We start from the raw sequence: 21,848 nt of genomic DNA on the forward strand, positions 1-21,848 counted from the left end.
GATGATGAACATTATGCCGAGGTTCGTATGAAACTGCTCGTCCCCGTGACGCGCGAGAGCCGTATCGTGCTTGGCATTGCGTTCTTTATCGGATTTGTGGGGCTGTGGGGCCTGGTCACCTGGGCCGGCCTGGTGCCGCCGCATTTCCTGGCGAGCCCATGGCAGACCGTGGCATCGGGCTTCAAACTGTTTGTCGACCAGAAGTTCAGCTTCGACGTCGGCATGACGATCTGGCGCGTGGTCGGCGGTTTCCTGATCGCTGCCGTCATCGCCGTGCCGCTCGGCATTGCCATGGGGGCCTACAAGCCGATCGAAGCCTTTTTCGAGCCGTTCATTTCCTTCGCCCGCTACCTGCCGGCCTCGGCCTTCATTCCGTTGCTGATCCTGTGGGTCGGCATCGGCGAGAGCCAGAAGCTGACCGTCATCTTTCTCGGGTGTTTCTTCCAGCTCACCCTGATGATCACCATGATCGTCAGCGCCACGCGCCGCGATCTGGTCGAAGCCGCCTATACGCTGGGCTGCACCGATACCGGCGTGATCCGCCGCGTGCTGCTGCCCGGCGCCGCCCCGGAAATCGCCGAGGCACTGCGCCAGGTGCTGGGCCTGGGCTGGACCTATATCATCGTCGCCGAACTGATCGGCGCCTCGTCGGGCATCGGCCATATGATCACCGACAGCCAGGCGCTGATGGCAACCGACCATATCATCGCCGGCATCGTAGTGATCGGCCTGGTCGGCCTGGTATCCGACCTGGCCTTCAAGAAAGCCAATCAGCATCTCTTCTCCTGGAGTCTCCTGCGGTGAGCCGCCTCTCGATCCGTAACGTCGGCAAAACCTTCCCCGGGGTACAGGGTGGTCCGCCGACCCAGGCACTGCAGCCGGTCAGCCTGGATGTCGCCGATAACGACTTCATCACCGTTCTGGGCCCTTCGGGTTGCGGCAAGTCCACCCTGCTGCGCCTGGTTGCCGGTCTGGAGACGCCGAGCACCGGCGACATCCTGCTGGACGGCGAACCGGTCACCGGCCCCGGTGCCGACCGCGGTGTGGTGTTCCAGAGCTATACCCTGTTCCCCTGGCTGAACGTGCGGCAGAACATCTGCTTCGGCCTTCGTGAAAAAGGCATGCCGCTCAAGCAGCAGCGCGAGATCAGCGAGCGTTTTATCGCCCAGGTCGGCCTGCGTGGTTTCGAAGAGCATTTTCCAAAGCAGCTGTCCGGTGGCATGCAGCAGCGCGTGGCCATCGCCCGCGCCCTGGCCAACGATCCGAAAATCCTGCTGCTGGACGAGCCCTTCGGTGCGCTGGACAATCAGACCCGCGTGCTGATGCAGGAACTGCTGCTCGGCATCTGGGAACAGGCGCAGAAGACCGTGCTGTTCGTCACCCACGATATCGACGAGGCGATCTTCATGGCCAACCGCGTGGTGGTATTCACGGCCAGGCCGGGTCGTATCAAAACCGAAGTGGCGACCGATTTCCCGCATCCGCGCCCCTACACAATCAAGACCTCCCCGGAATTCATGGCCATCAAAGCCCGTTTGACCGAGGAAATCCGCGCCGAGGCGATTGCCGCCGATCACTGACGCCGCCAGGAAAAGCTGCCGATGACCGCCGCGCCTGCCAACCGACTCCATCCCGGAACCGCGCCAACACTGGCGCTGTATGAGCGCATCAAGGACTACATCCAGCGCAAGATCCAGGACGGCAGCTGGCCCCCCGGCCATCGTCTGCCGTCGGAGCAGGATCTGGTCGACGAATTCGGCACCTCGCGCATGACCGTCAACCGTGCGCTGCGCGAACTGGTGGAACAGGGGCGCATCGTGCGCGTGGTCGGTGTCGGCAGTTTCGTCGCCGAGGACAAGCCGCAGTCCACCCTGCTGCAGATCGCCAATATCGCCAGTGAAATCCGGCAGCGCGGCCACGATTACCGCTGCGAACTGCAACTGGCCGAGCGCATCGCCGTGCCGCCCGATATCGGTGCCTGGCTCGATCTGCGGCCGGGCGAGTCCGTGTTTCACATCGTCTGCCTGCATCTGGAAAACGATGTGCCGGTGCAGCTGGAAGACCGTTATGTCAATCCGCGCATGGCCCCGGATTTCCTCGGCCAGGATTTCACCGCCATGCCGCCGAGCGAATACCTGGTCCGCAACGTGCCTTGCGACCAGATCGAACATGTTGTGGATGCCGCCCTGCCCAGTGCCGAGCAAGCGGCACGACTGGCCATGCCGGCGAGCGAGCCCTGCCTGCTGCTGATGCGGCGTACCTGGAACCGCGGCAATGCCGTCACCCTGGTGCGCTTCCTGCACCCCTCCTCACGCTATCGCCTTGGCTGCCGCTTCCCGGTCAACGGCAACCAGCATTTCGGCTGAACCATGCAGATCCGATCATTCCAGAATGCCGACCGCGCCGCCGTCATCGCGCTGTGGCAGGCCTGCGGCCTGACCCGGCCGTGGAACGACCCCGACAGCGATATCAGCTTCTGCATCGCCAAACCGGAATCGACCATCCTGGTCGGCGACGACAACGGCAAGATCGTGGCCAGCGTGATGACCGGCCATGACGGCCATCGCGGCTGGCTGTATTACCTCGCGGTCGATCCCACCCTGCAGAAGGCCGGCCATGGCCGCGCCATGGTGCAGGCCGCCGAAGCCTGGCTGTCTGCGCGCGGCGTGCCCAAGGTGATGCTGATGGTGCGGCCGGAGAATACCCAGGTGCGCGCCTTCTACGATGCGCTGGGCTACACGGAAGAACCGCGTGTGATCTTCAGCCGCCGGCTGGACGGGAAATAGTCAGCCCAGATTGAGGAAGTCGCGCTTGGCCAGCGGCACGCCCTTGTGGCGCAGGATGTCGTAGGCCGTGGTGGCGTGGAAAAAGAAATTCGGCAGCGCGAAGGTCAGCAGATAGCTCTGGCCGGTGAAATTCAGCTCGATGCTGCCGGCCTTCACCACCACGGGGCGCTCTTCGGCGCCGGCAAAGGCGGCTTCGCCGATGCCGTTGATGAAATCCAGCACGGCGGTGATACGGACCTGCAGCTCGGCAAAGCCCTGCTCGGTATCGGGATGGCTCGGCGGTGTGACGCCGGCGGGGCGCGCGGCGCCGAATTTGGCGGCATCGCAGGCGGCCTGGATCTGCCGCGTCAGCGTATACATATCAGGCGCCAGCCGGGCATCCAGCAGGTCGGCCGCTGTCACGCCCTGGGCCGCGGCATGGGCCTCGCCCTTGGCCAGGATCTTGGACAGCGCACCCAGCGTGCGGGCGAAAACCGGCACCGAGGCCTGGTACATCGATAGCGACATGCGATTGATCTCCGGATGGAATGAAGGCCGTCCCGATGCGGCCCGGCTACAGCTAGGGAGCCGGATGGAAATGGCAAGCCCCGTCAGCGCCCGCCGCTACGCGCCTCGTCAAAATACTTGCGCAGCAGCGGCAGCGCATTGCCATGGTCCTGCACCACCATCACCATGTCCAGCGTCTTGCCATCGCTGCTGAGCGGCAGGCGCAACACGCGGTAGGACAGCGGTTCGCCGGCACGGGTGATGACGCTGACCTGCACATATTGCGGCTGGCATTCGCGCTGCATTTCGCACAGGTCATTCCACAGCATCACGCCATGTTGCGCCGGCACCAGCGCCAGCACCGACTGGCCGGTGATCTCGACGCCCCGCAAGTCGCGGCTGAGCGTGCCAGCAAGGCGATAGCGGAAATCCGGCGGGTCGGTGATGACATCGATCAGGATCAGCTGCGGCAGGATCGGCTTGAGTTCAAGCGGATCGAAATCGGCACGCGCCGGCATCAGGCGTCCGGCCCGCTTGGCCTGCCACAGGTCAAAGGCAAAGCGGCTGGCATCGTCCGCCACAACATCGGTCGGCGGCAGGCGCGTGTACTGCACGCGCATGTCACGGCTGTCGATCGCCACCGGTTCGTGGTTCGCCACGCTGCTGATCCTCCCCGGCCCCGGCCGGGATGCGGCCAAAGCGGGCGCAGGATAGCCCCTGCGGGTGGCGGCTCAAAGCATGAGCGCCCGGAATACAGGTCCAGCCGTCGCTTCGCGGCACGAAAACCGGCGTTTAGGAGGCTTTTGCCTGCAGCGCGGCCGCATACAGCTCGGGCTTGAAGCCGGCCATCAGCTTGCCCGCGCCAAAGGCAAGCATGGGCCGCTTGATCATGGAGGGCTGTGCCAGCATCAGCGCAATGGCCTTTTTCTCGGTCAGGTCTGCGCGCTCGGCCTCGGGCAATTTGCGAAACGTGGTGCCGGCGCGGTTGAGCACGGTCTCCCAGCCCAGCGCCTTGCACCAGGTCTCGAGATGCGCGCGGTCGATGCCCGCGGCCTTGTAGTCATGGAAAACATACGTGACGCCATGATCGCTCAGCCAGGTGAAGGCCTTCTTCATGGTGTCACAATTCTTGATGCCGTAGATGGTGATGGTCATGCCGGCAAGTTTACGCATAACCATGCAACTGCATCCAGTCTTCCAGCTCGCGCCGCAGCTCGGCGGGAACCGCTGGATCGAAGCCCTTGTGGCCGCGGCCGATATGGGCGCCGCCTGGCGAGACGATGCCGCCATCGAAGCGGTTGTCGACATCAAGGAAACCGGCGATCCGCTCCAGCGTCGCGTCCTTGCGGTGGACCAGATCCTCCAGCCTGACCTCGATGAGGCGGTCGGCCGGGATGTTGTCCTTCAGCGCGCGATACGACCGGATCATGGCGGCGCAGGCGGAAACCGCGAGCAGTTCATCGGAGGGAAACCAGACCTGCTGGGCGAAGGACGAGACCACATCGCGCGGGTCGCGCACCATGTGGATGAACTTCATCTTCGGATACAGGTCATGGAGAAAATCGATAGAGAGGAAATTCTGCGGCGTGTCGTCAATCCAGCGTGACGCGCCGGCGTTGCGCACCACCCCGCCATAGAGACGCTCCAGCAGCCGGCGGCATTCAGCCAGCATCTCGGCGCGCGAGAAAACCCTGGCGACAAAGAAAGGCTTCAGAAGGCCTTCGCTGTTGACGATGCCTTCGCTCACCACATGCGCGGTCAGCCGGTTGACGAATTCGGTGACGCAGGCTTCGTAATGGATCGCGCCGAAATACTGCCCCACAGCATGCATCGCGCCCTTGGCATCGGGATTGTCGCGCTGGATGATCTCAAAGGCCTGCTGGAACGGCAGGTTCCGCTCCTTGCCGATCCGCTCCATCTGCTCGTTGAGCTGGCGATCACGGAAGCCGAAGCGGCGCAACTGAAGCGCACGGTTGACGAAATCATGGATGACCGTGTGATTGCGCACCAGGTCGTAACGCCCGCCCAGCTGCTGCACCAGGTCCTTGAGGCCGGCGCGCTCGACGATCAGCTTGTTCTCATGGCCGGGCAGGCAGAAGTCGGGATGGCTGTGTAACAGCTCCGCCATGACCGACGTGCCCGAGCGTCCGGTTCCGCCGATGAATACGGGACGGTCCAATTCCATTGTGCTGTCCGATGTCTGCATGGCGACTGGCTCAGCCTCCATTGGTTGCAGACCCGGCCTAAATGAACCGTAAACAGGGCGGCACAAAGCCGGGCCGGGCGGCCCGGCCGGACGTTCAGTCCAGCGCGGCGATCACTTCGATTTCGATCAGGAAATCCGGATTGACCAGCGCGGTGACGCCGACCAGCGTGCTGGCCGGATACGGGCCATCGCCGAACACCTTGCCGCGTGCGCCGCGCACCGCCGGCAGCTTGTCGGGCGAGAGATCCACCACATAGGTGACCATCTTGAACACATGGCTGAAATCGGCGCCGGCAGAGGCGAGCGCGGTTTTCAGATTCTTCAGCACCTGCTCGGTCTGCGCGCCCAGATCGCCCTTGCCGACCAGGTTGCCATCGGCATCGAGCGCCACCTGGCCCGAGATGTGAACCTGGCGGCCAGCGGGGACGACCGTGACATGGGTATAGCCGGTCGGCTTCGACAGGCCCGGCGGATTGCTGCGTGCGATGGTCATGGTCCCTGCCCTTTTCAAGCCTTGTAGACGATCTTCACCTTGTCGGCGGCGGCTTTTGCTGCCTTGCGCGCTGCATCGGTATCGCCATCCTTCACCAGCGCCAGCGCCACGCCCATGCGGCGATAGGGCCGCGTGGTCGGTTTGCTGAAAATGCGCAGGTCGATATCGGTGCCGGGCGCCGGCGACTGCAAGGCATCGGCCAGGCCTGTGATGGAAAATTCGGTGGCGTCGCGGTCGGCGAGGATGACGGCCGAGGCGCTGGCGCCATGCTGGGTGATGCTGGGGATCGGCAGGCCGAGAATGGCGCGCGCATGCAGGTCGAATTCGGTCAGGTTCTGCGAGATCAGCGTCACCATGCCGGTGTCATGCGGGCGCGGCGACAGTTCGGAGAAGATCACCGCGTCGTCCTTGATGAAGAATTCGACGCCGAACAGGCCATAGCCGCCGAGATTGTCGACCACCGCCTTGGCCTGGCGCTGCGCCTCGGCAATCGCCTTGTCCGACATCGGCGTCGGCTGCCAGCTTTCCTGATAGTCGCCGCGCTCCTGCCGGTGGCCGATCGGCGGGCAGAAGAGCACGCCGTCGCGGGTGCGGATGGTGAGCAGCGTGATCTCGTAGTCGAAGGCGATGAAAGCCTCGACGATCACGCGCTTGCGGTCGCCGCGCATGCCGGCCACGGCATAGTCCCAGGCCTTGTCGATATCGGCCGGGGCCTTCACCGTGCTCTGGCCCTTGCCCGACGACGACATCACCGGCTTGACCACGCAGGGGATGCCGACGCTGGCGACCGCGGCGCGCATCTCGTCCAGGCTTTCGGCATAGAGGAATTTCGATGTCGGCAGGCCGAGTTCATTGGCCGCCACATCGCGGATGCGGTCGCGGTTCATGGTCATCAGCGTGGCGCGCGCCGACGGCACCACCTTCTGGCCGCGATCCTCATACTCCTTCAGCACCTCGGTGCGGATCGCTTCCACTTCCGGCACCACGAAATCCGGCTTGTGTTTGTCGATGGCCGCGCCCAAGGCGGCGCCATCCAGCATCGAGAAAACCTCGAAACCATCGGCCACCTGCATGGCGGGCGCGCCGGCATAGCTGTCGCAGGCGATCACCTGGGCGCCGAGCCGCTTGGCGGAGATGACGAATTCGCGGCCCAGCTCGCCCGAGCCGAGGAGAAGGATTTTGGCAGTGGGGGTCATGATCTTTTTTCAATCGGTTGAAGCATGCGCCGATCATACAACGGCGGGAAATCGCCCGGCCAGCTTCGGAGGCACCGGCATGACGGCCCGCCCTGTAAAAAAAACCTGACCGGAAGGCCTATCCCCTCACCGTTTCCCGCACGACATCGAGGAAGGCCCGCAACGCCGGCGGCACGGCGCGGTGGCCGGGATAATAGACCGCCATCGTTTCCGCCGCCGGCATCCAGGCCGACAGCACCTTGCGCAACTGCCCCGCCTCAAGTGCCGGCGCGGCGGCCAGGTCGACAACATAGGCGATGCCCAGCCCCTGCACGGCGGCATCGACCATGAGTTCCTCATCGTCGAGCACCACGGCACCGGCGGTATCGACCGTCATGCCCTGCCCGGCGCGCGCGAAGTCCCAGCGATAGAGCTTGCCGCCCGGCAGGCGATGCCCGATGCAGCGATGCCGCGTCAGCTCGTCCGGCGTTTTCGGTATGCCCGCGCGCGCGAGATAGTCCGGCGCCGCGACGCAGATGAACCGCACCGGCTGCGCCAGCGGCACCGCGATCATGTCTTTGGGGATCGAGTCCACCAGCCGCACGCCGGCATCGAAGCCGCCGGAAACGATATCGACCAGCCGCCCCTCGACGACGATATCCACCGCCACATCGGGAAAGCGCTGCGCCATCAGCGGCAGCACGGCGCGCACCAGCAGCGCGGCCGCCAGCCGCGGCGCATTCACCCGCACGGTGCCGGCGACATGGCCACGAAAGCCGGCGACGCTGTCGAGCGCATCGTCCAGCGCGGCCAGCGCCGGCTGCAGCTGGTCGAGCAACTGGAATCCCGCTTCGGTCGGCGACACGCTGCGCGTCGTGCGGTTCAGCAGGCGCAGACCCATGCGCTCCTCCAGCGCCCGCATCGCATGGCTCAGCGTCGACGGCGCCATGCCCAGCTCATCCGCCGCGCGCCGGAAGCTGCGATGGGTGGCGACCGCCACGAAAGCGGTGAGATCGGTGAGCGAGGGCCGGGAATGTGAGGGATGGGTCATTGCTGGGGATTTTGCATCAACCCATGCCGAATTCAATGACTAATCCGAACAATGCCGATCCGCTATCTGGTGCCCGGAACAGATTGAAAGGATCATCCCATGCCCAACCCTCCGACGTCCGGCCGCGACGCCATCTTCCCCGCCGACCGCCATGCGCTCTACGACCTGCATCAGTATTCGCCGGCGATCCGCGCCGGCGACCTGCTGTTCGTCTCCGGCCAGGTCGGCAGCCGCGCCGACGGCTCGCCCGAGCCGGACTTCGCCAAACAGGTGAAGCTTGCCTTCACCAACCTGAAAGCCGTGCTGGCGGCGGCGGGCGGCAGCTTCGACGACGTGGTGGATGTGACGAGTTTCCACACCGATCCGGAACAGCAGCTTGAGACGGTGATGGCGATCCGCGCGGCGGAAATCGGCGCAGCCCCCTGGCCGACCTGGACCGCGGTGGGCGTCACCTGGCTGGCGGGATTCGATTTCGAGCTCAAGGTCGTTGCGCGAATCCCGAGCCGCTAAGCCCTTCTCAACCGCCCGGATGCAGGCCCGGCGCTTCCTGGCCGGTGCGTGTCACATATTCGGTATAGCCGCCGGTGAACTGGTGCACGCCCTCGGGTGTCAGCTCCAGCACGCGGTTGGACAACGCGGCGAGGAAATGGCGGTCATGCGACACGAACAGCATGGTGCCCTCGAAATCCGCCAGCGCCGCCACCAGCATCTCTTTCGTGGCCATGTCGAGATGGTTGGTCGGTTCGTCGAGCACCAGGAAGTTCGGCGGGTCGTACAGCATCTTGGCCATCACCAGACGCGCCTTCTCGCCGCCCGACAGCACCCGGCAGGTCTTCTCGATATCGTCGCCGGAAAAACCGAAGCAGCCGGCCAGCGTGCGCAACGCCGGCTGTCCGGCCTGCGGGAATGATTTATCCAGCGTTTCGAAAATCGTGTCGTCGCCGTCCAGCAGGTCCATCGAATGCTGGGCGAAATAGCCCATCTTCACGCTGCTGCCGAGGCTCACCGTGCCCTCGTCGGGTTTGGTATCGCCGGCGATCAGCTTGAGCAGGGTGGATTTGCCCGCGCCGTTGGCGCCCAGCACGCACCAGCGCTCCTTGCGCCGCACCTGGAAATCCAGCCCGGTATAGATCGGCTGGCTGCCATAGCCCTTGTGAACATTGCGGAAGCTCGCCACGTCCTCACCCGAGCGCGGCGGCACCCGGAATTCAAACTGCACCGCCTGGCGCCGGCGCGGCGGCTCGACGCGCTCGATCTTGTCCAGTTTCTTCACCCGGCTCTGCACCTGCGCGGCATGCGAGGCGCGCGCCTTGAAGCGCTCGATGAACTTGATCTCCTTGGCCAGCATCGCCTGCTGGCGCTCGAACTGCGCCTGGCGATGCTTCTCGTTCAGCGCCCGCTGCTGGTCGTAGAAATCGTAATTGCCGGAATAGGTGGTGAGCGAGCCGCCGTCGATCTCGACGATCTTGCCGACGATGCGGTTCATGAACTCGCGGTCATGCGAGGTCATCAGCAGCGCGCCCTCGTAATTCTTGAGGAAAGCCTCCAGCCAGATCAGGCTTTCGAGATCCAGATGGTTGCTCGGCTCGTCCAGCAGCATGCCATCGGGCCGCATCAGCAGAATCCGGGCCAGCGCCACGCGCATCTTCCAGCCGCCTGACAGCAGGCCGACATCGCCATCCATGCGCTCCTGGCTGAAGCTCAGGCCCGCCAGCACCTCGCGCGCCTTGGCCTCCAGCGCATAGCCGTCCAGCTCCTGGAAGCGGCCCTGCACCTCACCATAGCGCTCGATGATGGCCTCCATGTTGTCGGCCTGGTCCGGATCGACCATCGCAGCTTCCAGCTGTGCCATCTCAGCGGCCAGCGCGCTCACCGGGCCGACGCCGTCCATCACGGCGGCAACCGCGCTCTGGCCCGACATCTCGCCGACATCCTGGTTGAAATAGCCGATGGTCATGCCGGTATCGATCGCCACCTGGCCATCGTCGGGCTTTTCCTCGCCGACGATCATGCGGAACAGCGTCGACTTGCCGGCGCCATTCGGCCCGACCAGCCCCGCCTTCTCGCCTTTCTGGAGACTCATCGACGCGTCGATGAACAGGATCTGGTGGCCGTGCTGCTTGCTGACGTTATCGAGACGAATCATGGGGTCTGCACTAACTGAAAATTTCGAAACCGCTCATTCCCACGCGTGGATTATTCCCACTCAATCGTGCCGGGCGGCTTCGAGGTGATGTCGTAGGTCACGCGGTTGATGCCGCGCACCTCGTTGATGATGCGGGTGGCGACGCGGCCAAGGAAGTCATGCGGGAACGGGTAGTAATCCGCCGTCATGCCGTCGGTCGAGGTCACCGCGCGCAGTGCACAGGCCTGGTCATAGGTGCGGCCATCGCCCATTACGCCCACCGTGCGCACCGGCAGCAGCACGGCAAAGGCCTGCCAGATCTGGTCATAGAGGCCCGAACGGCGGATCTCATCCAGATAGACCGCATCCACCTCGCGCAGCAGGTCAAGCTTTTCTTTCGTGATGTCGCCCGGAATGCGGATGGCGAGGCCCGGCCCCGGGAAAGGATGCCGGCCCACGAGAGATTCCGGCAGGCCGAGCTCGCGGCCCAGCATGCGGACTTCATCCTTGAACAATTCGCGCAGCGGTTCGACCAGCTGCATGTTCATGCGCGCCGGCAGGCCGCCGACATTGTGATGCGACTTGATGGTCACGCTCGGCCCGCCGGAGAAGCTGATGCTCTCGATCACGTCCGGATACAGGGTGCCCTGCGCCAGGAACTGGGCGCCGCCGATCTTCTTGGCCTCGGCCTCGAACACATCGATGAACAGCCCACCGATGGTCTTGCGCTTGGTCTCCGGGTCGCTGATGCCGGCCAGCTTGGTCAGGAACAACTCGGAGGCATCGTTGTGGATCAGCGGGATGTTGTAATGGTCGCGGAACAGGCGGACCACTTCTTCCGCCTCGCCCTTGCGCAGCAGGCCGTGATCGACAAACACGCAGGTGAGCTGGTCGCCGATGGCTTCGTGGATCAGCACGGCGGCAACAGAAGAATCCACGCCGCCGGAGAGGCCGCAGATCACCCGGCCCTTGCCGACCTGCTCGCGGATCTTGGCAATCGCTTCAGCGCGGAAGCCCTTCATGGTCCATTCGCCGCTGCAGCCTGCCACCTTGCGCACGAAATTGTGCAGCAGCCTGGCGCCATCCAGCGTGTGCATCACTTCGGGGTGGAACTGCACGGCGTAGATCTTGCGCACGTCATCGGCGATGGCGGCATAGGGCGAACCATCGCTGGTGCCGACGGCGCGGAAACCAGTCGGGATCTCGGTGATCTTGTCGCCGTGGCTCATCCAGACCTGGTGCTTCTCGCCCTTCTTCCACACGCCGTCGAACAGGCCGCAATCGTCCTTGATCTCGAGGAAGGCGCGGCCGAATTCGCGGTGATGGCCGGTCTCGACCTGACCGCCGAGCTGCATGCAGATGGTCTGTTCGCCATAGCAGATGCCGAAGATCGGCAGGCCGAGCTTGAAGGCGCCTTCGGGCGCGCGCGGCGAAAATGCCTCGGTGGTCGATGCCGGGCCGCCGGAAAAGATGATGCCCTTCAGCGTGCCGTGGTCGTTGACCAGGTCGAGGCACTTGTCGGCCTTCTGGAACGGCACGATCTCGCAATACACGCCGGCCTCGCGCACGCGGCGGGCGATCAGCTGGGTGACCTGCGATCCGAAATCGATAATAAGAATGCGCTCCGCCATCGGCGTTTTTAAACTCCTGTGCTGATGAAAAGCCGGGCTGAGGCGTTCAGCTCGGCTTGGCCGCCTTGTAGGCGGCGATCTTGGTTTTCAGTTCGGTCAGTTCGGCGCAGCCGAAGGTGCAGATGCTGTCGAGGCGCTTGAGGTGTTCCTCGGCCTTCTCGACATTGTTCACCTTCAGATAGGCTTCGCCGATATATTCATGGGCGCCCTTGTGGCGCGGATCGATGCTGAGCGCCTTGCCATAGGCGGCAAAGGCCTTGTCATAGTCGCCCTGGTTGCGCTGGGCATAGCCGAGCCAGTTGAAGGCATCGGCATTCTTGTCGTTCTTGGCCACCACCAGGGAAAACAGCTCGATGGCTTTCGGCCAGTCCTTGGCATCGATCGCCTTGCGCCCTTCGGCGAAATTGGGATCGGCGACCTTGGGCATGCCGGCGGAGGGATCGTTGCTGCCCATGGCGAAAACGGCCGGCGCCGGAAGCGCGAAGGCCAGTCCGGTCAGCAGGGCGAAAACGGCAAGGAAACGATGGGAAAAACGCGGCAATGCGGCCATGACGGGCTCCCTGGATGTGGCTCCTCGGATGCCCGCCAGTATAGGCCGGACCGGCCTGCCGGGGCCACCCTCCCGCGGCGGCAGGAGGGTGGCGGCGGCCGGTAAAATCGAACCGGTCAGCTCGGCTTGGCGGCCTTGTAGGCGGCGATCTTGCCCTTCAGCTCGGTGTATTCGGCGCAGCCGAAGGTGCAGATGCTGTCCAGGCGCTTCAGATGTTCCTCGGCCTTCTGCAGGTTGTTCACCTTCAGATACGCCTCGCCGATATATTCGTGGGCGCCGCGATGACTCGGCTGGATCGCCAGGGCCTTGGTGTAATGCGCAAAGGACTGATCGTAGTTGCCCTGGTTGCGGAAGGCATAGCCCAGCCAGTTGAAGGCATCGGCATTCTGCGCGTCCTTGGCCACCACCTGCTCGAACAGCGGGATCGCCTTCGCCCAGTCCTTGGCGTCGATGGCCTTCTTGCCCTCGGTGAAGTTCGGATCGACCGGCGCGGCCTTCGGCGCCGGATCGCTGCCACCGGCAGCCATAGCGGGTGTCATGCCCAGCATCAGCAGGGTGAGGCACAGGGTGAAGACGGCAGAGAGACGCGACATTGGCAAACTCCTCGTTATAGCGTGCCGGCCGGCTCATGCCTGTCTCCGGAAGGCGGCGGCGAAAAAGCCGTCGGTGCCATGCCGGTAGGGTGTGAGGATCAGGCGATCGCCGGACCGGATACGCTGATCGGTTACACCCGCCGGCCACGCCTCGGCCAGAGGCAAAGCCGTAAACTCCGCGTGATGCGCCAGGAACCAGTCGGCCTGGTCGCCATTCTCGGCCGGCAGAATCGAGCAGGTCGCATACACCAGTCGCCCGCCGGGCCGCACCAGCCGCGCACCATCCTCCAGCAGCCCGCGCTGGCGCCGCAACACCTCGTCCAGGCTTGCAGGATCATAGCGCCAACGCGCTTCGGGATTGCGCCGCCAAGTGCCGCTGCCCGAGCAGGGCACATCCAGCAGCACGCGGTCGGCCTTGCCTTCCAGTTCATTCAGCAGCGCCGGCATCGTATCGGCATCGCGGATCACAATGTTGCGAGCGCCGGCGCGTTCCAGTCGCGGCACCAGCCGCGCCAGCCGGCGCGCATCGTTGTCGCAGGCATGCAACACGCCCTGATTGCGCATGCAGGCGGCCAATAACAGCGTCTTGCCGCCGGCGCCGGCGCAGAGATCGACCACGGTTTCATCGGGCTTCGCATCGACCAGCAGGCCGGCCAGCTGCGCGGCTTCATCCTGCGGTTCGATCAGGCCGTCGCGATAGAGCGAATTCATGTCGAGCCGCACGCGCTCGGGAATGCGGATGCCGATCGGCGACAGCGGTGTCGCGGCAGCCGCGATGCTATCGGCGCGCAGTTGTTCCAGCACGGTCTCGCGGTTTGCCTGCAGGGTATTCACCCGGATATCCAGCGGCGCGCGGCCGTTCAGCGCCGCCAGTTCCATCTCGGTATGCACGCCGAAGGTGGCCTGCACCATCTCGGCCACGCTGGGCGGCAGATTGGCGCGGGCCCAGAGCGGCGCATCCTCGTCGCTCGGCAGCTTCGACAGCGCGGCGATCTCGGTGTCATCCAGCGGCGGCGGGCCATAGCCGCCGGCTGCGCACAGCTCCTTCCACACATGCAGCGGCGTGGCCGCATCGGCAAACACCAGCAGGCGCGGCGTCAGGGTGGCACCCGCGGCTTCGACGCGCCAGCGCCGCATGCCCTGCTCGCGCAGCACGGCATAGACGGTTTCGCTCACCGCACGGCGATCCTTGGCACCGGCAAAACGGCTGCGCCGCTGCCATTCGGTGACCACACGGTCAGCGGCAGCGGCGCGTTCCAGGATTTCGGTGATGATCTCGATGCTGGCGGCGAGCCGCGCCGCAGGGGTCATGCGACCTCAGCTCTCCTGCCGGTAATTCGGCGCTTCACGGGTGATCGCCACGTCATGCACATGGCTTTCGCGCAGGCCGGCCGAGGTGATGCGCAGGAAGCGGCAGTTGCTGCGCATCTCTTCCAGCGTCGCATTGCCGGTATAGCCCATGGCGGCACGCAGGCCGCCGACCAGCTGGTGCAGGATGGTGCCGACCGGACCCTTGTAGGCGACGCGGCCCTCGATGCCTTCCGGCACCAGCTTCAGCTTGTCGCCGACTTCCTGCTGGAAGTAGCGGTCGGCCGAGCCGCGGCCCATGGCACCCAGCGAGCCCATGCCGCGATAGGATTTGTACGAGCGGCCCTGGTAGAGGAACACCTCGCCCGGTGCCTCGTCGGTGCCGGCCAGCAGCGAGCCGATCATGCAGGCGCTGGCGCCAGCGGCAATCGCCTTGGCCAGATCGCCGGAGAACTTGATGCCGCCATCGGCGATCACCGGCACGCCGGCCTTGTTGGCCACCGATACCGCATCGGCAACGGCGGTGAGCTGCGGCACGCCGACACCGGCAACGATGCGCGTGGTGCAGATCGAACCCGGGCCGATGCCGACCTTGACAGCATCGACGCCGGCATCGATCAGCGCCTTGGTGCCTTCGGCGGTGGCGACATTGCCGCCGATCACCTGGGTGAGATTGGAGCGCTTCTTGATCGCGGCGATGGTTTCCAGCACGCGGCTGGAATGGCCATGCGCGGTATCGACGATCACGATATCCACACCGGCATCGATCAGTGCCTGGGCACGTTCCAGGCCGTCGGCGCCGGTGGAGACGGCGGCGGCGCAGCGCAGGCGGCCCTGCTCGTCCTTGCTGGCATTGGGATGCAGGCGGGCCTTTTCGATATCCTTCACCGTGATCAGACCGACGCAGCGATAGGCCTCGTCCACCACCAGCAGCTTCTCGATGCGATGCTGGTGCAGCAGGCGCTTGGCTTCCCCGCTGGAGACGCCCTCACGCACGGTGATCAGCGGGCTCTTGGTCATCAGCTCATGCACCGGCTGCTGCATGTTGGTGGCAAAGCGCACATCGCGGTTGGTCAGGATGCCGACCAGCTTGCCGCCATGACCTTCGGTGACCGGGATGCCGTGGATGCCGTAACGTTCCATCAGCGCCAGCGCATCGGCCAGCGTCGCATTCGGTTCGATGGTCAGCGGATTGACCACCATGCCGGATTCAAACTTCTTCACCGCGGTGACTTCGCGGGCCTGTTCCTCGATGGTCATGTTCTTGTGCAGCACGCCGATGGCGCCGGCCTGGGCCATGGCAATCGCCATCTTGGCCTCGGTGACGGTGTCCATCGCCGCCGAGATCAGCGGGATGCCGAGTTCGATGCTGCGGGTGATGCGCGTGCGGGTGTCGACTTCGGTGGGCAGCACGCTGGAGGCTGCCGGCTCGAGCAGAACGTCATCGAATGTATAGGCTTCACGAAACTGCATCGGGTGGCTCCTTACGCGTTTTTATTCTGGGGTGTATTTGCTTCAGCGGCGGCCTCGGCGGCGAAATCGCCAGCCGGCAGGTCTTCCCGCATCAGGTCGGGGTAATATTTCAACATGGCATCGCGCCATTCGCCGAATGGCAGGTCAGCGAAGCTGCCGCGATCGGCGACATATTCCATATGGCGGCGGTTGTCGGCATCGAAGGGATGGAACACCGAGTCCGTCTCGCCATCGAAATCGAGCGGCAGCACGCGGAATTTCTCGCAGAGTTCCAGATTGAAGGCCGGCGTGGCCTTGACCCACTTCCCGTCGAGGAACAGCTCGGTGAAGCCGTGATAGTAGAAAACATCCGTGCCCATCTGGGACCGCAACCGCGCGGTGGCAAGATGATTCTTCACATCGGCCAGGCCGATCCGCGACGGAATGCCCTCGGCACGGGCCACGGCGGCCAGCAGGATCGCCTTGTTGACGCAGAAGCCCTTGCCGCGCTCGATCACGCCCGACGCCCGCATGCCATCCGGGCTGACCTTGACGCTGTAGGGGTCGTAAAGAAAACGGTCGCGGACGGCGTAATAGAGCCGGATCGCCTTGGCCTTGTTGTCCGTCTCATCCCCGACTGCCTCGCGCGCCAGGGCGCGCACGGCCGCATGATCGCTGTCGATGTAGGGGGTGGCGGCAAGGTATGCCGGGTCCACCGCGGGCTCGGAAAGCTCCGGCGCGGTCATTGGCAAGGCGGCTCCTGACTGGGAGGAAGGTATCCTTGCCGCGGAGGATATAGACCGTCTTTCCGGCGCGGTCCAGCCTCAAGAAACGCAGGAATTCAGGCTATTTAGCCGCGGAAGCCGGTGGCAATCACGTAACTCTCGGCCGAATCCGCCCGGCTGGCCGGCGGTTTGACATGCCGGACGGTGCGGAAATCCCGCTTCATGGTGGCAAGCAGCTCGTTTTCGGTGCCGCCGCGCAGCACCTTGGCGAGGAAGCCGCCGCCCGGATTAAGCACCCGGATGGCGAAGTCGAGCGCCACCTCGCACAGCGCCATGATGCGGATATGGTCGGTCTGGCGATGGCCGGTGGCGGGTGCAGCCATGTCGGAGAACACGAAGTCCGCCTTGCCGCCCAGTGCATCGATCACCTTCTGGTCGGCGCCCTCGGCGAGGAAATCCTGAAGCAGCAGCGTGGCGCCGGGGATCGGATCGACCGGATTGATATCGACGCCGAGCACGAAGCCACCGCCGGCACCGGGGCCCTTGTCGAGCGACTTCACGCGCTTCACCGCCACCTGGGTCCAGCCACCGGGCGCCGCACCCAGATCGACGATGCGCATGCCGGGCTTGAGCAGTTTGTACTTGTCGTCCAGCTCGATCAGCTTGTAGGCGGCGCGGCTGCGCCAGCCTTCGGACTTTGCCGCGGCGACATAGGGATCATTCAACTGGCGCAGCAGCCATTTCGCCTGGCCGACACTGCGGCCACGCGCGGTTTTCACTTTCACCTTGGGGCCGGGTTTGCGCGGCGCGTTCATGACCGTCTCCCATGCTGCTGCCGGCGCCGCTGGCGCATCAGTTCGACCAGTACACCTTCGCGCACGCCGCGATCGGCCACGCGCAGGCGTGTCGCCGGCCAGAAGCGATACAGCGCTTCCAGAATGGCACAGCCCGCCACCACCAGATCGGCACGTTCCTCGCCGATGCAGGGATGCAAGGCGCGGTCCGGGACACTGAGCGAGGCCAGTCGCCGCGACTGCTCGATCACGGTGGGGAATTCCAGCCAGCAGCCATCGACATGGCGACGCTCGTAGCGCGGCAGGTTGAGATGCACGCCGGCCAGCGTCGTCACCGTACCCGATGTGCCCAGCACCTGGATGAAGCCGGTCTTCAGCTGCGGACCCAATTCATGCTTGGTCTCGAAAGGCTGCAGCGCTTCGGCCACCATGTCGATCATCTGGCCATAGCTGCCGCTGTGGCTGTCGCCGGGGCCGAAGCGTTCGGTCAGGTTGACCACGCCAAACGGCAACGAAATCCAGTCAATCACTTCGGTGCGGCCACCGCTGAGCAGGCGGGCCCACAGGATTTCTGTCGAGCCGCCGCCGATATCGAAAACGATGGCCTGGCGATGCGGCGGTTCCAGCAGCGGCGCACAGCCGGCCAGCGCCAGACGCGCCTCCTCCTGCGTGGAAATGATGTCGAGGTCGATGCCGGTGGCGGTTTTGACTTCGTGCAGGAATTCGGCGCCGTTGGCGGCGCGGCGGCAGGCCTCGGTGGCAACCGCGCGCGCAATCGCCACGTTGCGCCGCGCCATCTTCTCGGAGCAGATCTTCAGCGCCTCGATGGTGCGCGCCATCGCCGCTTCGGACAGGCGACCGGATGCACTGAGCCCCTCGCCCAGCCGGACGATGCGGGAGAACGCCTCGATGACGCGGAAATTCTCGCGCAACGGCCGCGCGATCAGCAGCCGGCAGTTGTTGGTGCCGAGATCGATGGCGGCAAAGACCGGCGCAGGCGCGCCCGGCGCAGCCGCCGCCCCGGCAGGCCCCTGCCGGGCAACGGGGGAATCCATGCTCACGAAACCGGTCCTCGATGCGCCTGGCGGGGTCCGACCGGCCGGCGCAATTGGAATTGCAAATCGGGAGGAGTGTAGCGCGCCGGGGCCGGCGGGGTAAGGGATGACAGCCGGCCCGGAAGGCCCGGGACCGGCTGATCCGCTCAGTTCGACTTGCCGCCGGGCTGGGCGCCAGCCGGCTGCCCGGCGGGCCGCGGCACGGCAAAGACCTGGCCCGGATAGATCAGATCGGGGTCCTGAATCTGGGCCTGATTGGCCCGGTAGATCTCGGTATAGCGCGGGCCCAGGCCGTAAATCTGGCGGGCAATGCGCCACAGGCTGTTGCCGGGCTGCACGATGATGCTGTTGCCACTGGCGTCGAATTTGACATCCTCGGGCCGGGCACGGGCAAACGGCATTTCCAGCCTTGAGGCGACCCTGCCGCCGGCCTGTTCGACCTGGTCAACACGCAGCGAATAGATGCCCGGATCGACCGCCTTGTCGGGCCGCAGGGTCCAGCGGCCGTTGTTGTCGGCGGTGGCAACGCCGATCGGCTCGTTGTTCAGGTAAATCTGTACGGTCGAGCCCGGCTGGGCGCGACCCGATAGGATCAGGTTGCCGGTCTGGTCGTATTCGATGGCATCCAGTGCCAGGCCCTTGCGGGCCGGATCAAGCGGACCGTCGGGACGCTGCAGCAGACGGCTGGCGCCCTTCAGCGGGGTGAGCACGGCAATCGCCTGCTCGCCACCCTCGCCTGGCTGGCATTCCGGCACCACGGCAACCACCGAGGCCTCGGCCTTGATCGGCTCCTGGCCCTGCATCTGGGACTCGAGCGTGAATTCCTGGTTGCCCCGCTCCAGCGGCAGATCGGGCACCAGCACCCATTCGCCGCGGGTATCGGCGGTGACACGGCCAAGCTCGCGCTGGCCGGCCTTGATCACCACCACCGAGCCGGCCATGGCGCGGCCGGCGAAAACAGAGGTGCAGTTGCGGCTGATGCGCACGACATCGAAGCTGGGCGGCGCCTTGGCCACGCTGTCGGGCGCTGGCGCGACTGGCGCGGCCGGCACCGGCGGCGGCGGGATATTGGCGGTGGGCGTCATGCCGCGCTTGTTGGCGTCGGCGCCGAAAAAGATCACGGCCAGGATGCCCAGGACCGCGACGGCGAGAAGAATGAAGAAGAAGCGACTGCCCCGCACCCGATTGTCCCGGCTAGCAAAATTGTGAACGACGCGTGAGATTAAGTCCTCGCCAGAGGCGACACAACACCCCTACCTTGCCCAAGGTTTGCAATTCCTTACAATTGCACTGCAAAACGCTGCCCCTCCCTTCATGCAAGTGGTTCATGACTGAAACGCCCCACCCCGCCACCGGTTCAGCCGGCACCGCTTCGATCCAGACCCAGATCAGGGTCTGGGATCTGCCGACCCGCCTGTTCCACTGGGCCCTGGTCGGGCTGGTCATCGTCATGGTCGCCACGGCCTGGAGAGGCAAGCTGGACCTGCATATGACGCTCGGCCAGGTGGTTCTCAGCCTGGTGCTGTTCCGGCTGATTTGGGGCTTTACCGGCAACCGCTATGCCCGTTTTGCCGATTTCGTCACCGGGCCGATGACCGGGTTGCGCTATCTCGGCACCCTGTTCGGCCGGCCCGGCCCGAAATACATCGGCCATAACCCGATCGGCGGCTACGCCGTGCTGGCCATGCTGGGGCTGCTGCTGCTGCAGGCCTGCACCGGCCTGTTCACCAGCGACGATATTTTCACCGACGGGCCGCTGTTCTCAAAGGTTTCCGGCAGCACCGCCGCCCTGCTCAGCACCATTCATCGCAAGGCGGTCTGGCTGCTGCTGGCGGTGATCGCGGTGCATCTGCTCGCCACCGTCTTCTACCTGACGGTCAAGAAAGAAAACCTGGTGACGCCGATGGTCACCGGCCGCAAAAAGGATGCCCCGGCTGCGGCCGATGCCGCCGGCGGTCATCCGCTGCTGGCGCTGGTGATCTTTGCGCTCTGCCTCGCCGCGGTCTTCGGCGGCATCGCCCTGATCAAGTAACCACAAAAAAGGCGCAGCCCTCGCGGGCTGCGCCTGGTCTGCACCCCGAGAGATCGGGTCAGTCGTTGCGGAAGGCCTTGTGGCAGGTGCCGCAGGCGCCGCCCATGGCGCCAAAGGCGGTCTTCAGCGCCGCCGCATCGCCGGCCTTGCCGGCTGTGGCAACGGCGGTCGCCTTGGCTTCGAGATCCTTCATGTTCGCTTCGAACTGGGCCCAGTTGGTCCAGATTTCCGGCTTCGCCTTGGTATCGCCCTTGTCGGAACCGGCCGGGAAATGCTGCAGCTGGCGTGCCGCCTGCTGGGCAATCGCCTCGGCTGCGGCCACCGCACCGGACGGCGCGCTGTTGTCGTCGACCACCTTCTTGATGGCGCCCGCCGAAACGCGGAACACCTGGAAACCGTCCTTGCGCGCCTTGATGGCGTCTGCCTGGGCAAAGGCAAGACCGCCGACGGACACCACCGCGAGACCCAGCGCTGCCGCCAGGACTGCCTTATGCCACGTAGCCATATGTATTTTCCCCTCGTTGAAACCCGTCTGCTGTCCGGGCGATTCACTCTATACCGGGTCGGCCGCAGCGGACGACAAGTCCTTCAACCCTCACGAAAAATTTAGCGGGCCGGCTACGCCTCCCGGAAGTGGTGGCCAAACGGGCTTTTCCACTGGCATCGGGGGGCGGAATCAGCTACCCATCCCCACCCCAAAGAAACCCGCCTCCACCTGTTTTCCGGATTGATTCCATGACCGCCATTCGCTCCGTCTGCGTCTATTGCGGCTCGAGCCTCGGCGAGAGCCAGGTTTACACGGCCCAAGCCCAGATTCTCGGCCGCCGCCTGGCCGAGAACGGCATCCGCCTGATCTATGGCGGCGGCCGTATCGGCCTTATGGGCGTGGTTGCCGATGCCGTCATGAAGGCGGGCGGCGAAGTGGTCGGCATCATCCCCAACCATCTGCATGACTGGGAAGTGGGCCATACCGGTCTGACCGAGCTGCATGTCGTCGACAGCATGCACACCCGCAAGAAGATGATGGTGGAAATGTCGGATGCCTTCATCGCCCTGCCCGGCGGCCTGGGCACGCTGGACGAATTCTTCGAGGTCATCACCTGGCGCCAGCTCAAGCTGCATGACAAGCCGGTGCTGGTGCTCAACACCGAGGACTACTGGCATCCGCTGATGGCCCTGATCGAGACCGTGATCGAGCGTGGCTTCGCCCGCCGCAGCGCCACCTCGCTGTACACGGTGGTCGACGATGCCGAGGCGGTGATCGCCGCCCTGCTGGCCGAACCGTCCCCGGAACACGCGACCCGCAGCAGCAAGATCTGAACGGCCCGGCCCCGGCGGCCATGTCCCGGGCCGGCCCGGCCCCGATTGACCTTTTCTCGCCCCGCC

The 21,848-nt window shown here is 65.0% G+C and carries 25 protein-coding genes; 7 read left to right on the forward strand and 18 right to left on the reverse strand.

Annotated features, from left to right (window positions below; all coding sequences use genetic code 11):
- Positions 1–27: 27 nt before the first annotated feature.
- Genes AAG821_RS16645 through AAG821_RS16660 form a run of 4 tightly spaced genes read left to right on the forward strand, consistent with a single transcriptional unit; the run spans position 28 to position 2,786 of the window.
- Positions 28–804 (forward strand): ABC transporter permease, encoded by a 777-nt coding sequence (locus AAG821_RS16645; RefSeq protein ID WP_341914729.1) that lies wholly within the window; start codon positions 28–30, stop codon positions 802–804.
- Positions 801–1,580 carry an ABC transporter ATP-binding protein gene (locus AAG821_RS16650; protein ID WP_341914731.1) on the forward strand — a complete coding sequence of 260 codons (780 nt, stop codon included), beginning with the start codon at positions 801–803 and terminating at the stop codon, positions 1,578–1,580. The genes AAG821_RS16645 and AAG821_RS16650 overlap by 4 nt, the downstream gene beginning before the upstream one ends.
- A 21-nt stretch (positions 1,581–1,601) precedes the next feature.
- A complete protein-coding gene (gene hutC, locus AAG821_RS16655) occupies positions 1,602–2,366 on the forward strand; it encodes a histidine utilization repressor (protein ID WP_341914733.1) in 765 nt (254 codons plus the stop codon).
- Between the two features lie 3 nt (positions 2,367–2,369).
- Positions 2,370–2,786 carry a GNAT family acetyltransferase gene (locus AAG821_RS16660; protein ID WP_341914735.1) on the forward strand — a complete coding sequence of 139 codons (417 nt, stop codon included), beginning with the start codon at positions 2,370–2,372 and terminating at the stop codon, positions 2,784–2,786.
- Here AAG821_RS16660 and AAG821_RS16665 read toward each other — a convergent pair whose 3' ends face one another.
- From AAG821_RS16665 to AAG821_RS16695, 7 genes are all read right to left on the reverse strand, one after another.
- On the reverse strand, positions 2,787–3,293 hold the full coding sequence (locus AAG821_RS16665) for a DUF1993 domain-containing protein (RefSeq protein WP_341914737.1): 507 nt from the start codon (positions 3,291–3,293) through the stop codon (positions 2,787–2,789).
- Between the two features lie 83 nt (positions 3,294–3,376).
- Positions 3,377–3,931 (reverse strand): PAS domain-containing protein, encoded by a 555-nt coding sequence (locus tag AAG821_RS16670; protein ID WP_341914738.1) that lies wholly within the window; start codon positions 3,929–3,931, stop codon positions 3,377–3,379.
- Between the two features lie 133 nt (positions 3,932–4,064).
- Positions 4,065–4,451, reverse strand: a complete 387-nt coding sequence (locus tag AAG821_RS16675; RefSeq protein WP_341914740.1) for an ArsC family reductase — start codon at positions 4,449–4,451, stop codon at positions 4,065–4,067.
- On the reverse strand, positions 4,438–5,499 hold the full coding sequence (locus tag AAG821_RS16680) for a sulfotransferase (RefSeq protein ID WP_341914742.1): 1,062 nt from the start codon (positions 5,497–5,499) through the stop codon (positions 4,438–4,440). Before AAG821_RS16680 ends, AAG821_RS16675 begins: the two co-directional genes overlap by 14 nt.
- A 73-nt stretch (positions 5,500–5,572) precedes the next feature.
- Positions 5,573–5,971, reverse strand: a complete 399-nt coding sequence (locus tag AAG821_RS16685; RefSeq protein ID WP_341914744.1) for a RidA family protein — start codon at positions 5,969–5,971, stop codon at positions 5,573–5,575.
- A gap of 14 nt (positions 5,972–5,985) precedes the next feature.
- On the reverse strand, positions 5,986–7,167 hold the full coding sequence (purT, locus tag AAG821_RS16690; RefSeq protein ID WP_341914746.1) for a formate-dependent phosphoribosylglycinamide formyltransferase: 1,182 nt from the start codon (positions 7,165–7,167) through the stop codon (positions 5,986–5,988).
- A 118-nt stretch (positions 7,168–7,285) separates the two neighbouring features.
- The gene (locus AAG821_RS16695) at positions 7,286–8,197 is read right to left on the reverse strand and encodes a LysR family transcriptional regulator (protein WP_341914748.1); all 912 of its coding nucleotides are present in this window, start codon (positions 8,195–8,197) and stop codon (positions 7,286–7,288) included.
- A 99-nt stretch (positions 8,198–8,296) separates the two neighbouring features.
- Here AAG821_RS16695 and AAG821_RS16700 point away from each other — a divergent pair, with 99 nt between their 5' ends.
- Entirely contained in the window at positions 8,297–8,707 is a 411-nt protein-coding gene (locus AAG821_RS16700) for a RidA family protein (RefSeq protein WP_341914750.1), read from the forward strand.
- Positions 8,708–8,714: 7 nt separating this feature from the next.
- Here the strand turns inward: AAG821_RS16700 and AAG821_RS16705 are convergent, their stop codons facing one another.
- The 10 genes from AAG821_RS16705 to AAG821_RS16750 form a co-directional block, all read right to left on the reverse strand.
- Positions 8,715–10,343 (reverse strand): ABC-F family ATP-binding cassette domain-containing protein, encoded by a 1,629-nt coding sequence (locus tag AAG821_RS16705; RefSeq protein WP_341914752.1) that lies wholly within the window; start codon positions 10,341–10,343, stop codon positions 8,715–8,717.
- Positions 10,344–10,393: 50 nt separating this feature from the next.
- Positions 10,394–11,953 carry a glutamine-hydrolyzing GMP synthase gene (gene guaA / locus AAG821_RS16710; RefSeq protein ID WP_341914754.1) on the reverse strand — a complete coding sequence of 520 codons (1,560 nt, stop codon included), beginning with the start codon at positions 11,951–11,953 and terminating at the stop codon, positions 10,394–10,396.
- A 46-nt stretch (positions 11,954–11,999) separates the two neighbouring features.
- Positions 12,000–12,503: a tetratricopeptide repeat protein gene (locus tag AAG821_RS16715; RefSeq protein ID WP_341914756.1), complete on the reverse strand. Its 504-nt coding sequence runs from the start codon at positions 12,501–12,503 to the stop codon at positions 12,000–12,002.
- A gap of 116 nt (positions 12,504–12,619) precedes the next feature.
- Complete coding sequence (locus AAG821_RS16720; RefSeq protein WP_341914758.1) at positions 12,620–13,096, reverse strand: tetratricopeptide repeat protein; 477 nt, start codon at positions 13,094–13,096, stop codon at positions 12,620–12,622.
- A 33-nt stretch (positions 13,097–13,129) separates the two neighbouring features.
- Positions 13,130–14,407, reverse strand: a complete 1,278-nt coding sequence (locus tag AAG821_RS16725) for an RsmB/NOP family class I SAM-dependent RNA methyltransferase (RefSeq protein ID WP_341914760.1) — start codon at positions 14,405–14,407, stop codon at positions 13,130–13,132.
- Between the two features lie 6 nt (positions 14,408–14,413).
- Complete coding sequence (gene guaB, locus AAG821_RS16730) at positions 14,414–15,877, reverse strand: IMP dehydrogenase (protein WP_341914761.1); 1,464 nt, start codon at positions 15,875–15,877, stop codon at positions 14,414–14,416.
- A gap of 11 nt (positions 15,878–15,888) precedes the next feature.
- Complete coding sequence (locus AAG821_RS16735) at positions 15,889–16,602, reverse strand: transglutaminase family protein (RefSeq protein WP_341914763.1); 714 nt, start codon at positions 16,600–16,602, stop codon at positions 15,889–15,891.
- 104 nt (positions 16,603–16,706) lie between these two features.
- Positions 16,707–17,396: an RlmE family RNA methyltransferase gene (locus AAG821_RS16740; RefSeq protein ID WP_341914765.1), complete on the reverse strand. Its 690-nt coding sequence runs from the start codon at positions 17,394–17,396 to the stop codon at positions 16,707–16,709.
- The gene (locus AAG821_RS16745; RefSeq protein ID WP_341914783.1) at positions 17,393–18,430 is read right to left on the reverse strand and encodes a Ppx/GppA phosphatase family protein; all 1,038 of its coding nucleotides are present in this window, start codon (positions 18,428–18,430) and stop codon (positions 17,393–17,395) included. Before AAG821_RS16745 ends, AAG821_RS16740 begins: the two co-directional genes overlap by 4 nt.
- A gap of 146 nt (positions 18,431–18,576) precedes the next feature.
- On the reverse strand, positions 18,577–19,611 hold the full coding sequence (locus tag AAG821_RS16750; RefSeq protein ID WP_341914767.1) for an Ig-like domain-containing protein: 1,035 nt from the start codon (positions 19,609–19,611) through the stop codon (positions 18,577–18,579).
- A gap of 146 nt (positions 19,612–19,757) precedes the next feature.
- Here AAG821_RS16750 and AAG821_RS16755 point away from each other — a divergent pair, with 146 nt between their 5' ends.
- On the forward strand, positions 19,758–20,462 hold the full coding sequence (locus tag AAG821_RS16755; RefSeq protein WP_341914769.1) for a cytochrome b/b6 domain-containing protein: 705 nt from the start codon (positions 19,758–19,760) through the stop codon (positions 20,460–20,462).
- 58 nt (positions 20,463–20,520) lie between these two features.
- On the opposite strand, the gene AAG821_RS16760 is transcribed toward AAG821_RS16755, so the two are convergent.
- The gene (locus AAG821_RS16760) at positions 20,521–20,967 is read right to left on the reverse strand and encodes a cytochrome c (RefSeq protein ID WP_341914771.1); all 447 of its coding nucleotides are present in this window, start codon (positions 20,965–20,967) and stop codon (positions 20,521–20,523) included.
- Positions 20,968–21,197: 230 nt separating this feature from the next.
- Here AAG821_RS16760 and AAG821_RS16765 point away from each other — a divergent pair, with 230 nt between their 5' ends.
- A complete protein-coding gene (locus tag AAG821_RS16765; RefSeq protein ID WP_341914773.1) occupies positions 21,198–21,782 on the forward strand; it encodes a TIGR00730 family Rossman fold protein in 585 nt (194 codons plus the stop codon).
- The last annotated feature ends 66 nt before the right edge of the window (positions 21,783–21,848 follow it).

Origin of the sequence: Ferrovibrio terrae (assembly GCF_943372915.1) — a bacterium.
Classification (GTDB): Bacteria; Pseudomonadota; Alphaproteobacteria; order Ferrovibrionales; family Ferrovibrionaceae; genus Ferrovibrio; species Ferrovibrio terrae_A.